Annotated in this window: 13 protein-coding genes; 7 read left to right on the forward strand and 6 right to left on the reverse strand. The window is 64.1% G+C overall.

What is annotated here, in order from left to right:
* Positions 1 to 33: 33 nt before the first annotated feature.
* Positions 34 to 786, reverse strand: coding sequence for an AMIN-like domain-containing (lipo)protein (locus ACUY2Y_RS03515; protein WP_448324824.1), 753 nt, complete (start codon positions 784 to 786; stop codon positions 34 to 36).
* Between the two features lie 155 nt (positions 787 to 941).
* Here ACUY2Y_RS03515 and ACUY2Y_RS03520 point away from each other — a divergent pair, with 155 nt between their 5' ends.
* Entirely contained in the window at positions 942 to 1850 is a 909-nt protein-coding gene (locus ACUY2Y_RS03520; RefSeq protein ID WP_448324825.1) for a sucrase ferredoxin, read from the forward strand.
* On the opposite strand, the gene ACUY2Y_RS03525 is transcribed toward ACUY2Y_RS03520, so the two are convergent.
* From ACUY2Y_RS03525 to ACUY2Y_RS03535, 3 genes are read right to left on the reverse strand one after another with little or no spacing between them, the layout of a single operon-like run.
* Positions 1837 to 2532: a methionine ABC transporter permease gene (locus ACUY2Y_RS03525; protein WP_448324826.1), complete on the reverse strand. Its 696-nt coding sequence runs from the start codon at positions 2530 to 2532 to the stop codon at positions 1837 to 1839. The genes ACUY2Y_RS03520 and ACUY2Y_RS03525 overlap by 14 nt on opposite strands.
* Complete coding sequence (locus ACUY2Y_RS03530; protein ID WP_448324827.1) at positions 2532 to 3626, reverse strand: methionine ABC transporter ATP-binding protein; 1095 nt, start codon at positions 3624 to 3626, stop codon at positions 2532 to 2534. The genes ACUY2Y_RS03525 and ACUY2Y_RS03530 overlap by 1 nt, the downstream gene beginning before the upstream one ends.
* Positions 3626 to 4501: a MetQ/NlpA family ABC transporter substrate-binding protein gene (locus ACUY2Y_RS03535; protein WP_448324828.1), complete on the reverse strand. Its 876-nt coding sequence runs from the start codon at positions 4499 to 4501 to the stop codon at positions 3626 to 3628. Before ACUY2Y_RS03535 ends, ACUY2Y_RS03530 begins: the two co-directional genes overlap by 1 nt.
* A gap of 138 nt (positions 4502 to 4639) precedes the next feature.
* On the opposite strand from ACUY2Y_RS03535, the gene ACUY2Y_RS03540 reads away from it, so the two are divergent.
* Positions 4640 to 7789, forward strand: a complete 3150-nt coding sequence (locus tag ACUY2Y_RS03540; protein ID WP_448324829.1) for an error-prone DNA polymerase — start codon at positions 4640 to 4642, stop codon at positions 7787 to 7789.
* Positions 7790 to 8010: 221 nt separating this feature from the next.
* Here ACUY2Y_RS03540 and ACUY2Y_RS03545 read toward each other — a convergent pair whose 3' ends face one another.
* Complete coding sequence (locus tag ACUY2Y_RS03545) at positions 8011 to 8337, reverse strand: type II toxin-antitoxin system HicB family antitoxin (RefSeq protein ID WP_448324830.1); 327 nt, start codon at positions 8335 to 8337, stop codon at positions 8011 to 8013.
* Positions 8338 to 8462: 125 nt separating this feature from the next.
* Here ACUY2Y_RS03545 and ACUY2Y_RS03550 point away from each other — a divergent pair, with 125 nt between their 5' ends.
* From ACUY2Y_RS03550 to ACUY2Y_RS03560, 3 genes are all read left to right on the forward strand, one after another.
* Positions 8463 to 9896, forward strand: a complete 1434-nt coding sequence (locus tag ACUY2Y_RS03550) for a cytochrome b/b6 domain-containing protein (RefSeq protein WP_448324831.1) — start codon at positions 8463 to 8465, stop codon at positions 9894 to 9896.
* A 97-nt stretch (positions 9897 to 9993) separates the two neighbouring features.
* Entirely contained in the window at positions 9994 to 10443 is a 450-nt protein-coding gene (locus ACUY2Y_RS03555; protein ID WP_448324866.1) for a PH domain-containing protein, read from the forward strand.
* A complete protein-coding gene (locus ACUY2Y_RS03560) occupies positions 10440 to 11876 on the forward strand; it encodes a PH domain-containing protein (protein ID WP_448324832.1) in 1437 nt (478 codons plus the stop codon). The genes ACUY2Y_RS03555 and ACUY2Y_RS03560 overlap by 4 nt, the downstream gene beginning before the upstream one ends.
* 177 nt (positions 11877 to 12053) lie before the next feature.
* Here the strand turns inward: ACUY2Y_RS03560 and ACUY2Y_RS03565 are convergent, their stop codons facing one another.
* Complete coding sequence (locus tag ACUY2Y_RS03565; RefSeq protein ID WP_448324867.1) at positions 12054 to 12455, reverse strand: tRNA (cytidine(34)-2'-O)-methyltransferase; 402 nt, start codon at positions 12453 to 12455, stop codon at positions 12054 to 12056.
* A gap of 84 nt (positions 12456 to 12539) precedes the next feature.
* Here ACUY2Y_RS03565 and ACUY2Y_RS03570 point away from each other — a divergent pair, with 84 nt between their 5' ends.
* Positions 12540 to 13397: a bifunctional methylenetetrahydrofolate dehydrogenase/methenyltetrahydrofolate cyclohydrolase gene (locus ACUY2Y_RS03570; protein ID WP_448324833.1), complete on the forward strand. Its 858-nt coding sequence runs from the start codon at positions 12540 to 12542 to the stop codon at positions 13395 to 13397.
* Positions 13398 to 13479: 82 nt separating this feature from the next.
* Positions 13480 to 13812 carry a DUF3017 domain-containing protein gene (locus tag ACUY2Y_RS03575; RefSeq protein WP_448324868.1) on the forward strand — a complete coding sequence of 111 codons (333 nt, stop codon included), beginning with the start codon at positions 13480 to 13482 and terminating at the stop codon, positions 13810 to 13812.
* Positions 13813 to 13838 lie beyond the last annotated feature (26 nt).

Below are 13838 nucleotides of genomic sequence, written 5' to 3' on the forward strand. Positions count from 1 at the left end.
ACGGGCGCTGCGCTGGCGTTATGCCCGCCCCGGTCAATCCCGCGCGATGTCGATGACGAGGCGGGTGGGGTTGTAGAGCGTCTGCACGGAATACGGCGTGGCCTTCTTCAGGCCAATGACGATCTGGCTGCGGCCAGCAGAGGTGCCTGCGTTGAGGACCTCGACGACGGAGCCGGCACCGTCGGCGTGGTTGGCCTCGACATCGCCACGGCCGATGTCCTGCGGGTAGACGGTGCCGTCGATGTTGACGTTGAGGAATGCGCGGCCTTCCACCTGGAGTGGGGCACCTACGGTCTGTTGGACGGGGGAGGAGACATAGTCCACGAACCAGCCGGGTTCGCCGTCGCCGTCGAGGTTGATGATGACGCGGTCGTATTTGTCCTGGCGACTGACTTCCATGCCGGTCACGGCGAGTCGGCTCGGTGCGCTGGGGCGGGTGGTTTTCGGCGCGGAATTCGCCTCCGCCAGGTGGCCGTCCTTGGTCGCGACCAGCGCGTCGGAGTTCTGATCGCCGCGAGGGCGTTCGCCGCGACGTTCCTCGCGTTTATTCACGGTGCCGGCTTCGTTGAGGGTTTTGCCTGCCTGCGGTTCCCCTTCATTGTCGGGAAGGATGCCGGCGGTGTCGGCTGTCTCGGCACCGGGGGCGCTTCCGCCGGTTTGAGATGATGCCCCGCACCCGGAAAGGGTCGCCAAAGCGAGCGCTGCGGCGGTCACGGCCGCGCCTGCGCGCGCGAAGCCCGGGGCGCCGGGATTCCGGCGACTCGGGGAGGCATTGAAATTGAACACGGGAACAGGGTATCGAGCACTGACCTAAACGCGAAATTTATTCATGTTCGACGGGGAATTGAGACGCAATAGTGACCGATTCGTTGTGGGGAGGAGCAGGGAGCGTCGATAAGCTACTTTGAGGCTGTTTTGAAAGATAGGCTACCCTTAGAAGCATGTCTGTCGACCGCCGAACATTGTGCTCTGATGTGGAAGTTGAGCCCCTGCCCGGCACTGCGAAACAAGCGGGCGTGTACGTGCTCTTCGAGTATCCGGGCCCGTGGAGCCACGACATTTTGGACGGCGACACCTTCGGCGCGGAGTTGACCGCAAGGCTCAAGGCAAAGATGAAGGAAGCGGGCGCGTCGTTGCAGCTCATCCGCCATCCCACGCGCGAGGGGCGCGCGATCGACGACCATCATCTCTACATCGTGTTCTCCGATATCGGGGTCACGGAAGTCCTGCACATCGGCGGCCCGGAGGCGATCCTGGACCTCGATCTTTCGGGTCCGGGTAAAAACGGCGGGCAGACGCGCATCGCGCCGCTGCTGCTCGTGTGCACGCACGCGAAGCGCGACCGCTGCTGCGCCGTGAAAGGCCGTCCGCTGGTCAGCGAGCTCGAGCGCCGCTACCCGTTCAAGAAAACGGGCGATGTCGTGTGGGAGACCTCCCACGTGAAGGGGCACCGTTTCGCGCCTGCGCTGCTGCTCATGCCGTGGGGCTACAGCTTCGGCCGCATGAACCTCGAGGCGACGGAGGCGATGCTCGCCGCGGCGATGCGCGCGCAATATTTCGTGCCCGGTAACCGCGGCCGCGGGACCCTCACCCCGCCCGAGCAGGCCGCGGAAATCGCCGTCGCCGCACACCTCCAACGCGAAGGGGCTGAGGTCGCCTACGGCCAGCTGTCGGTCGATCACTCGGAGGTCGGCGACAATACAGCGTCCATTTCGCTTATCGACGCCTCCTCCGCCTGCACCTTCACCGTCTCCCTGCGCAAAGAAGAAGCCGCAGGAGTGGTGTCCTCCTGCGGCGATGAACCGAAGACCGGTTCGTACTGGGCTGTCAGCTCTGTCAGCGGCGCATGACCTTGCGTGACAGGTAGTTGCCCAGAAGCTGCGCTAGCTGAACGATGACCACGATGGTGATCACAGCCACCCAGGTGACCTGCGGCTGGTAGGCGCGGTAACCGTAGACGATCGCGAAGTCACCGAGACCGCCGCCGCCGATGTAGCCCGCCATGGCGGACATGTCGATCACGGCGATGAAAATGAAGGTGAAGCCCAGGATCAGCGGGCCGAGCGCCTCCGGGATGATCACGGTGCGGATGATGCGCCACGGGCCGGCGCCCATTGCGCGGGCCGCCTCGATCACGCCTGGGTCGATGGCCACCAGGTTCTGCTCCACGATGCGGGCCACGGTGAAGGTGGCGGTCACGCACATCACGAAGGTGGCGGCCTCGCGGCCGATCGTGGTGTCCACCACCGCCAAGGTGACGGCGTAGAGCATGGCGATCATGATGATGAACGGGATCGGCCTGAAGAAGTTCACCAGGATGTTCAGCACCCAGTAGACGACCTTGTTCTGTAGTACTCCGCCCTGTCGGGTGGTGTACAGGAACAGGCCGATGATCAGGCCGAAGAAGCCACTCACGATCATGGTGATGATCACCATGAACAGGGTGTCGCTGATGGCGTTGAGATAGGTGGGGCCGAGGCGGTCCCAATCGACCTCGCCGGCGGCGAGAATCAGTTCGTTCGTGGCAGTCATTAGTGAGCCTCCCCAGTCGTCACGGCGGTGGATCCTGTCGTAGGTCCTGTAGTGGTGCCAGCTGTGATCTCGTTGATCGTGGTGGTCTGGCTCAGGGTGGAGTAGAACTCCTCGATGGCCTCGCGGTCGCCGGTCAGGCGGACGGTCATCTTGCCGAAGGAGTGGTCCTGCAGCGTGGTCACGGAACCGTGGACCACATCAAGGCTCACTCCGCGCTCCTGCAGCTTCGCGGCTGCGGAGAAGAAACCGGAATCGGCGGTCAGGTCGACCGTGAACAGGCGGCCTTCCTTGCCCATGAGCTCGTGTTCTTCAGCGGCCGACGGGGTATTTCGCAGGCTGGTGGACACAAAGCGGTGCGCCACCTGGGTCTGCGGGTTGGAGAAGACCTCGTACACCGAGCCGTGCTCGACGATCTTGCCGTCCTCCATCACAGCCACCTTGTCGGCGATGGCGCGGATGACATCCATCTCGTGGGTGATCACCACGATGGTGATGCCGGTGCGCTCGTTGACTTCCTTGAGCAGAGCCAGGACTTCCTGGGTGGTCTCGGGGTCGAGGGCGGAGGTGGCTTCGTCGGCAAGCAAAAGCGAGGGGCTCGTGGCGAGCGCGCGGGCAATGCCGACGCGCTGCTTCTGGCCGCCGGAGAGCTGCTCCGGGTAGTTCTTCCCGCGCTCGCTAAGGCCGACGAAGTCAAGCAATTCCGCGACCCGGGCCTTGCGGTCAGCGGCGCTCATGTTCGTCATCTTCAGCGGGTATTCAATATTGCCCGCTGCGTTCAACGACGAGAACAGGTTGAACTGCTGGAAGATCATGCCGATATTTCGGCGTACCTCGCGCAGCTGCTTAGCTGGCATACCGACGATATTGGTGCCGTCCAGCAAGACCTGTCCCGAGGTGGGGGTGTCCAGCCCGTTGATCATGCGCACGAGCGTGGACTTGCCGGCACCCGAGTACCCGATCACGCCCAAGATCTCGCCCGGTTCGACGGTGAGATTGACGTTGTCCAGCGCGTGGACGCTGGGGCCCTTCCTCCGGGGGCGGAACACTTTGTTCACGTCCCGGAATTCGATCCTGGTGCCGACTGTTTCGGCCATTACTTCGCTTCCTCCACGAGGCGGTCGAGGATCTTGTTCAGGTCCTCCTTGGATTTCTGGACCTGGACGGCGGTGCCGTTGGAATCCTCGTTGAGGGCATCGGTGACCTCAGGGGTCTGCCAGATCTCGACGAGCTTCTCGTAGGTCGGGTTGTCGATGTCCTCGGCGCGGACCGCGAAGACATTGATGTACGGCTCAGCAAGCTCGGAATTCGGGTCGTCGGAAGCGACAGCGGTGGACGCGTCGATGCCGGCGCGGGAGAGCCAGTTGTTGTTGATGATCGCCGGGTCGCCCTGGTTGTAGGCCGTCGGGGTCTGGGATGCGTCGACCGGGGTGACCTCGACCTTGGAGCCGTCCTTGTCGATGTCGGCCGGGGTCGGGTTCAGCTTGTCGGCACCCTCCTTGACCTTGAGCAGGCCAGCCTGGACGAGAACGTTGATGGCGCGGCCCTGGTTCGACGGGTCGTTCGGGATGGCGATTTCCTGGCCCTCAATGCCGTCGAGCGAGTCGTGGTCCTTCCAGAACAGGCCGAGAGTGTTGATCTCGGCGGAGCCGACGATCTTCAGGTCGTTGCCGGAGGTGGCGTTGTACTGCGACAGGTACAGGATGTGCTGGAACTTGGAGATGTCGATCTGGTTCTCCGCCAGCGCCGGGTTCACCGGGGTGTACTCGGTGAAGGGGACGAGCTCGAGTTCGATGCCCTCTTCCTTCGCCTTGTCCATGAACACAGACCAAGCCTTCTGGTCGGAGTCGGTGGTGCCGATGCGGATGACCTGGTCGTCCCCGCCCTCTGCGGAATCAGAGGAGCATGCAACTAGGCCGGTAGCTGCCAGGATGGAGGCTGCTGCGGTTGCGATTACACGGTTCAGGCGCATGTCGCTTCCTGCTTTCTTGATCGTCGTAAAAAGAATGTGAGAAGAATGTAACACCGTGTGTACCGCTTAGTCTAGTTTGGGTTCACACCAAGTAATCTTAGATTGGAACACAGTTTCGATCAGCGCTATCCTGATGGCGTGGATTTTCGTGGTGGTGAAGGCCTATCCTGGTCGCGGCTGGAGCGCGTGCTCTCCGGCCGGCCCGGGCCTACACCCGTGCCCGTCGACCACACCCGCGAACCAGCCCGCGAGCGCATCCCGCGCGGCCAGCCGACCGTGCCGTTCGCCGAACTTCATGCCGTGTCCACGTACAGCTTTCTGTCGGATACCGGCGGGGCGAGCGAACCTGAAGAGTTGGTCGCCCGCGCCCGTGAGCTCGGTCTTTCCGCACTCGGTGTGCTGGACAGGGATGGTTTCTACGGCGCAGTCAAATTCGCCGAAGCAGCGGCGGAAGCTGATATCCCTACGGTTTTCGGCGCGGAGCTTTCGCTTATCGGCGCCCCGCCTTTACCCCTCATCGCCCGCGGCCCCGAGGGGTACCGCCGCCTGTCCCGTCTGATGGCCCGCGCGCACATGGCAGGAGGGGAGAAGGGGGTGCTGTACTACCCGCCCTTGCACGATATCGCTGCTGAATTGGATGGCACCTGCATTGCCCTGGCTGGGTGGCGCTGGGCTGACCGTATCGATGATCTGATCGAATGCTTTGGAATAGACCGAGCGGTCAGGGAATTCGAGATCTCCATGCTTCCGGAAGACGCTGACCGCCACACCGCACTGCGTGCTCATCCCGAGATCCCCGCCATTATCACTGCTGCTCCAGGTGCGGCGACTAGGGAGCGGACGAGATTGGCGGGGGCGAAGAGGGCATTGGGGCGTCGTCAAGCGATTGCTTCTTCCTACCGCGACGTGCACCCGATGGGCGCGAACTGGCTGCGGTCCGGCGAGCAACTCCTGGCGATGGCCCCCGACTGCGCCGACGCCCTCGCATTCACCGTTGAGCTCGCCGAACAGTGCGCGTTCACTCTCGACCTCGTCGTGCCGCAGTTGCCGCGTTTTCCCACTCCCGACGGCCACGACGAGATGAGCTGGCTGCGGCACCTGGTGGATAAGCGCGGCCGCGAACGGTACGCCGCGCGCCCTGACGACGTGCGCGAACGCGCCCGCGCCCAGATCGAACACGAACTCCGCGTCATCGAGCAACTCGGTTTTCCCGGCTATTTCCTGATCGTCGATGACCTCGTCTCGTTTTGCCGCGAGTCCAATATCTTGTGCCAAGGTCGCGGATCAGCTGCGAACTCCGCGGTGTGCTTCGCGCTGGGCATCACGAATGTCGACCCGATTTCCGCTGGCCTCCTCTTCGAGCGCTTCCTGTCGCCGGACCGCGACGGGCCGCCCGATATCGACATTGATATTGAATCCGGCCGTCGCGAAGAAGTCATCCAGTACACCTACGCGACCTACGGCCGCGAGAATGCCGCGCAGGTGGCCAACGTGATCACCTACCGCACGAAAGGCGCGGTGCGTGACGCCGCCCGCGCGCTCGGCTACCCGGCGGGCGCTGCCGATGCGTGGTCCAAAGGCATTGCCTCGCCTCCTGAGCGCGTCGAGTCCTTGGCCGCGCAACTGAAAGGACAACCCCGCCACCTGGGAATCCACTCCGGCGGCATGGTGATCTGCGACCGGCCCATCGCCGATGTCGTGCCGGTGGAATGGGCCCGCATGGAGGGCCGGTCCGTCGTGCAGTGGGACAAAGACGACTGCGCTGCCGCTGGCCTGGTCAAATTCGACCTGCTCGGCTTAGGCATGCTCGAAGCGCTGCACCACATGATCGACCTCGTGCGTGAGACCACCGGCCGTGAGGTCCATCTGTGGGAACTCGACCTTGCCGATCCGAGTGTGTACGACATGCTCTGCCGCGCTGATGCCGTCGGCGTGTTCCAGGTCGAGTCCCGCGCGCAGCTGAATACCTTGCCGCGTCTCAAGCCGCGGCGGTTCTTCGACCTGGTCGTGGAAGTCGCACTGATCAGGCCCGGCCCGATCCAGGGTGGGTCCGTCCATCCCTACCTGCGCCGACGCGACGGCCTCGAGCCTGTCGACTACGAGCACCCCGTCCTCGAGCGATCCCTCGGCAAAACTCTCGGCATTCCTTTGTTCCAGGAGCAGCTCATGCAGATCGCCGTCGACGCCGCCGGCTTCACCGGCGCTGAGGCTGATTCCTTACGCCGCGCCATGGGCTCCAAGCGCTCGCCTGCGAAGATGGCCGCTCTTCGTGAACGGTTCTTTGACGGGTGCTGGTCCACGAACCGGATCGATGACGCTACGGCCGACCGCCTGTGGCAGAAGATCGTCGCGTTCGCCGCCTACGGCTTCCCCGAATCTCACTCCCAATCGTTTGCATCCCTGGTGTATTTCTCCGCCTGGTTCAAGCGCTATTACCCGGCCGAGTTCTGCGTCGGACTCCTGCGCGCCCAGCCGATGGGCTTTTACTCCCCGCAGTCCCTGATTCAGGATGCCCGCCGCCATGGCATCACCGTCCTGCCCGTCAACGTGAATGCTTCTGGCGTTGAGGCCCGCTGCGTCGATTCCGGCACCATCCGCGTCGGGTTGAACCTGATCAAGGGACTAGGTGCGAAAGCCGCTGAACGGATTGAGACTGCCCAGGCTTCCAGCGCTTTCACCGGTATCCCGGACCTGTCCCGCCGCGCGGATCTGTCTGTCGAGCACGTCGAAGCGCTGGCTCGTGCGGGGGCGCTGGATTGCTTTGGTGTCGACCGCCGCCAGGCCCTCTGGCAAGCCGGCGTCGCCGCGACCGAACGCGACGGCATGCTGCCCGGCCTCTCAGCTATCGACGCCCCCGCCCTCCCCGGCATGAACTCCTTCGAACTCATGGCCGCCGACATCGCCGCCACCGGCATCACCCCCGGCCTCATGCCGATGGACATGCTGCGTGATGCTTTGACCAGATGCAACGTTCTAACCGCCGCAGACCTGAAACGCATTCCCGACGGCACCCGTATCCGCGTCGCCGGCGTGGTCACTCACCGCCAAGCCCCGCGCACCGCTGGTGGTGTGACCTTCCTCGGCATGGAAGACGAGACCGGCCTGACCAACATCATCATCCCCAAAGGCCTGTGGAACCGGCAGAAGATCCTTGCCCGTACCGCCAAAGCCCTCATCGTCCGCGGCATCGTCGAGAACGCGTCCGGCGCCGTCAGCGTGCTCGCCGACAAGCTCGAGCCGTTGGAGATGGGGGAGTGGCTCAGCCGCGGGTCCCGCGATTTCCGGTAGGTTCGCGCCGATAGTCTGCACCAAGCGGTGAATCTTTGCCACTGCTCCGGCCCGATGAGTGATTTTGAACCGTTGGTCCGGACCAACCGGTGAATCTGTTTACATTCGCGACATGCGCCGACGTATATAAGTCCAGCTCAGGCCATTTTCGTGATTTCGTGCAGGGGTCGCCGATGTAAACAGATTCACCCGTTGGTGCGTTCCAGATGTTTTTCTCAGCCTCAGGCAGAGGCCAGCTTTTGGGTCACGAGGGCATTGAGCGAGATCCCCTCATTTTCAGCTTCGTCAACGAGCTTCCGGTGGAGCGACGGTGAAATGCGGACATTGAATCGCCCGGAGAACTCACGCATCCCAAGCGGTTGTGGGACTGGATCGCCGCTTTCTAAAAGGTCCGCCAAAACCTCCTCGACGAGGGAAAGGATGCCTTTTTCGGCGGCCCCTCGGGAATCGTCCAGCCAGGACAGCGACGGGAACTCCCGGACCGTTGCAACGAACTGCTCGTCCTCCTGGGGCCAGCCAACCTGATAGGTGTATTTGTCAGCGTTCATGTGAATTCTCAAGATCTCTTCGATACTTGACCCCATGTCTGAGTGGTACCGAATATAGTACCGCACCCCTCACCGCACTAGGTTCGATTCCACCCAACTGACCGGCTTGGATAATCTAAGCAGCGATGACTAGCAACAATATTCCGAAGGCAGCATCGCCCCACGACGTTCCGGCCGCTCCCAAGCCACCCGCCGCGCCTCAGGCGCCGGATTCTTCTGCCCCGAACGCACCCGCGGTCCCTGCACCACCGGCTGCTCCTAAACCCCCGGAGGACCCAGCCGCGCCGAAGCCGCCTGCAGCACCGAAGCCACCGGCCGCTCCCACCGCGGATGCGCCCGAGAAGGCCCCGGCTGCACCAGAAAACTCGGTGCCGAAACCTCCCGCTGTTCCCGCCGTACCGGCAGCTCCTGGCGGGGCCGCTCCTAAACCGCCCGCAGCACCGGCTGCACCTGGGGCTTCCGCTCCTAAATCGCCCGCCGCACCGGCCGCACCGGGAAGCGCGAAACCCGCATCCACCGCGACACCGGCGGCTGTGAGCAAGCCAGACGCGAGCAAGCCCGCAGCCACCGCGCAGCCCGCAGCCACCGCGCAGCCCGCGGCACCAAAAAACCCGACTGGACCCAAGCCGACCAATGTGAAGACGACGGGTGCGAAGCCGACAGGTTGGCGTCGATTAGCTGTGTTCGGCGTGCTGGGCGCGGTGGCGCTGTTGGCGCTGGCCGTTGTGGCGTCGAGGGCGTTTCTGGCCAGCGGTGCGGGGCAGGACTTCGTGGCGCGCTTCCCGGGTGAGAACACGCTGCCGGAGAACGCGCCGGTGGGGCTGCCGGCGTGGGTCGGCTGGTCGCACTTTTTCAATATGTTCTTTATGGCGTTGATCGTGAAGACGGGTTGGCAGGTGCGCACGCAGCGTAAACCGGACGCGTACTGGCGGCCGAAGCGCGGCGGGAAGAAGATCAGCCTGACGTTGTGGATCCACTTGATGCTGGATGTGCTGTGGATTGTCAACGGTGTGATCTTCGTGGTGCTTCTCGCGGCGACAGGCCAGTGGATGCGCGTGGTGCCGACGAGCTGGGAGGTGTTCCCGAATGCGTTGTCGGCGGGTCTGCAGTACCTGAGTCTGGATTGGCCGACGGAGAACGCGTGGGTGAATTACAACGCGTTGCAGCAGCTGGCGTACTTCGTCACGGTGTTCATCGCGGCGCCGCTGGCGATCGCGTCGGGTGTGCGCATGAGTTACTGGTGGAAGAACGAATGGAAGACGGCGAATAAGATCTTCCCGGCGGCTGTGGCGCGCAAGATCCACTTCCCGGTGATGATCTACTTCCTGCTGTTCGTCGTCATTCACGTGGTGTTGGTGCTGGCCACGGGTGTGTTGCGAAACCTGAACAACATGTATGCCGCGCGCGGGGACGTGAACCCCGATGTGTATGCCAATAATTGGCTCGGCTTCATCATTTTCGCGGTCTCGCTCGCGGTCATTACGGGTGCGTGGGTGGCAACGAAGCCGGCGGTGCTCGCGCCGGTCGCCCGTAAATTCGGCGAGGTCACCGCGCGGTAGGGTAGCGCCCATGGAGCAACCGTCCGAGCCGCGCACGCGCGCCAAGCACGCGCTTGACGACGCCCCTGCGCCCGCTCTGCCCACCTCCGCCTCCGCGATGAACCCGGTCTCCCGGAAGCTCATCGCGGCGCGCTACATCGCCCAGATCATGTGGGCGCTCGTCATCGCGGGTGGCTTCCTCGCGGCGCAATTCGCGCTCGGCGGCTGGTGGTGGACCGGCGCGGCGGTCACGGGCGTGTGGTTCGTGTTCCAGGCGATCATGATTCCGCTGCGCGTGCGCAATCTCGGTTGGCTCGAAACGGACAATGAGCTGCTGATTTCCAAGGGCAAGATGTTCCAGACATTCACGGTCGTGCCGTACGGCCGCATCCAATTCGTGGACGTCACCACCGGGCCATTCACGCGCCCGCTCGGCCTCAAAGGCGTCACGCTCCACACCGCGTCGGCCTCGACCGACGCGAAAATCCCCGGCCTCGAAGCGGCAGAGGCCGACGCATTGCGCGAGCGCCTCGCCGTCAACGCGCGCGAGCGGATGAGCGGCCTGTGACGTCCCCCAACGCATTCGCTTATCGACGCGTCCACCGCCTCACCCCCTTCCTCCGCGTCTGGGCGGTCGCCGCTGCACTCGCCACACTGCTGGTGTTCAACTTCACCACCACTGTCCTCGAAGGTATTGAGCGCGGGACAGCGGAATCGTGGTCAACGGCAGAGATCGCGCGAATCGCGGGTGTGATCGTGGCGGTGCTGGTGGGAGTGCTTGCGCTGTCCCAACTGTGGTGGTCGCGTATCGGTTTCCGTCTCGGCGAGGACGAGGTGGAGATGCGCAGCGGGCTGATCAGCACCAAAGTCCGTGCCACCCGCTACAACCGGATTCAAGCCGTCGACGTCATCGAGCCGTTCGCGCCCCGCCTGTTCGGACTCGCCGCCGTGCGGGTCGAAGCAGCCGGCGGATCCGATTCCGCCATCGAGATCGGCTACGTGTCCAGGTCCGAGGCTGATACTTTACGCCGCGAGCTCCTCCACCGCATCGCCGCTGAAGGTCCGGACGCGGAGATGACGCCGGCCGAGGCAGAAAAAGCTGCGGCCGAGCCCGACGGTGCTACCAGCGAGACCGGTCCCACCACGCTTGCCGCGCCCGCGCTCATTCCGCCGATTCCGGTCGCCCGCTCGCTCGCCGGTGCGGCGCTGCGACTATCCACAGTGTTCACCGTGGTCATGTCGTTGCTGCCGGTGCTCACCGAGGTCACCTTCGCGGTGGTCTTCCCGGTCCTGGTCGGCTTCATCCCGCAGATCTGGAACCAGATCGACCAGTCCTGGCGCTACACGGCGACGTTGGACCAGGGAGTGCTGAATCTGTCGTACGGGCTGGCCAACCGGCGCAGGCAGGCGGTGCCGCTCGACCGGATCCACGCGGTCAGGTTGTACCAGCCGATGTTGTGGCGGCCGTTCGGGTGGTGGGCTGTGTCGGTGAATATCGCCGGGTACGGCAGCGAGACGAACAAGAAATCGGGCACGTCGCGCCTGCTGCCGATCGGCTCGCGTGAGCAGGCGGTGGGCCTCATCACCGCACTCAGCCCTCTTACTCCCGAGCACGTCACCGCGCCTACGTGGGATATCCGCTCACCGAAGCGCGCACGCGTGCCATCGCCTATCGACGCCTCCCGCCAAGCCCTCTCCCTCCGCCCCGCCCCGGATGCGAGCGTGTGGGCCACCACCAGTCACGGTCTGCTCAGTCGCCAGTTCGAATTCATCGACGTTTCCCACATCCAGGAGATCACCTACCGGCAGGGGCCGGTGCAAAGCATGATGAATCTGGCTCACGTCCGCTTCGACCTCGTGCCCGGACCGGTGAAAATGACTGCGCGCGACTTGGACACGGCAGATGCGTGGGCGGTGGTCGCGGAACTAAGCGCCCGCGAGCTCCCGGCTTTCGCGGAGCAAGAAAACCAATTTTCCACTGGCTCAAACTTCGATGCCTGAAAAAATCGACATCCGAGGTTCGCGGAAAATTCCGTCAAATACGTTCTACCTGCATCTATGCGCGAAGTCGCATATCCTGGGTGTTGATTTTCTCAGGAGTGCCCGCGAAAAGTGCGCGCTAGCTCCCGTGAGCTCCCGCCGCTCGGCGATAACTAGGAAAGCCGAGCCGTTCAGCAGTCACACTCCGCCGGGGAACCCGAGCTGCCGCCAAGCCTCGTAGGTGGCCACAGCGGCGGAATTGGACAGGTTCATCGACCGTCGACCGGGAAGCATCGGAATGCGCAGCTGGTCGGTCACGCGCTTGTGGTGGGAGTGCTCGCGGGGCAGACCAGTCGGCTCGGTCCCGAACAACAGGGCGGTGCCGGGCTGGTAGTCCACATCCGTGTAGTGACGGGTGGCGGAGGTGGTGAAGGAGTAGATGGGGCCGTCGATAAGCGAAAAGCATGCGTCGATGTCGTCGTGGACCTCGACGTGCGCGAGGTCGTGGTAGTCGAGCCCGGAGCGGCGCAGGTGCTTGTCGTCGAGCGAAAAGCCCAAGGGGCGCACGAGGTGCAGCGTGGCGCCGGTGCCCGCGCACATGCGGATCGCGTTGCCGGTATTCGGCGGAATGACGGGATTGTCGAAGATCACGTGGAGCACGCGCCCAAGTCTAAGATGGTGCGCGTGACTGCGATCAAATTGGACGGAAAACTCTACCGCGAGGAGATTTTCGCGGACCTGGCCAAGCGGGTCGAGGCCCTCAAGGAAAAAGGCATCACGCCGGGCTTGGCCACGGTGCTCGTCGGCGAGGACCCAGCCAGCCAGAACTACGTGCGCATGAAGCACAAGGACTGCGAGCAGCTGGGCATCGCGTCGATCATGAAGGAGCTGCCGGAAGACACGACGCAAGAAGAGCTCGATGCGGTGATCGAGGAGCTGAATAACGACGACGCCGTCACCGGCTACATCGTGCAGCTGCCCCTGCCGAAGCACCTGGATGAGAACCGCGTGCTGGGCCTCATCGACCCGGACAAGGATGCCGACGGCCTCCACCCGGTCAACCTCGGCCGTCTCGTGCTCAACGAGCCCGCGCCGCTGCCATGCACCCCGAATGGTTCGCTTGCCCTGCTCGAGCGCTTCGGCGTGGATCTCAACGGTGCGATCGTGTGCGTCATCGGCCGCGGCGTGACCGTCGGCCGCCCGATCGGCCTCATGCTGACCAAGCGCGACATCAACTCCACCGCGGTGCTGTGCCACACCGGCACGAAGGATTTGGCCGCTGAGACCCGCCGCGCCGACGTCATCATCGCCGCTGCCGGCAAGCCCCACATGATCACCGCCGACATGATCAAGGAAGGCGCTGCTGTGCTCGACGTCGGCGTTTCGCGTGTCGACGGCAAGACCACCGGCGACGTCCACCCCGACGTCTGGGAGAAGGCCGGCTGGGTCTCCCCGAACCCGGGCGGTGTCGGCCCCATGACCCGAACCTTCCTGGTGCGCAATATCGTCGAAAGGGCCGAGCGGCTTGCAGCAGCCGAGTAACGGTGACCCGCTGAAGCGCGCTGAGTTTCCGGCAGTTGATCCGCAGCCGGCAAATTCGCGCGCCTCGTCAGGCTCGACCGCGGTGAACGGCCCGGTGCCGCCGAGCTTGGACAACCCGCACGACATCGGCAACGCACCGTCCACGTTGCCGGTGCGCGTCCAGCAAGTGCTCGTGGGGCTGTTCGTCGTCGGTTTTCTGATCGCCACCCTGTTCGCCGTGACGGAGCACTGGCGCCGCGCCACTTTCACACTCGGCGCCGCGATGCTGTGGCTCACCGTCTGCCGTCTCACCTGCGACTCGCAGGTCATGGGCCTGCTGGCGGTGCGCTCCCGCCGCTTCGACGCGATTTTTACTGGTGCCGCTGGTGCCGCCCTTGTGTGGCTCGCCGTGTCGGTGGATGCGCTGGGGAGTTAGATCGCTTCCGAGATGCGTCTTAGAAG

The sequence above is a fragment of the Corynebacterium sp. 20-84 genome, from assembly GCF_053479455.1.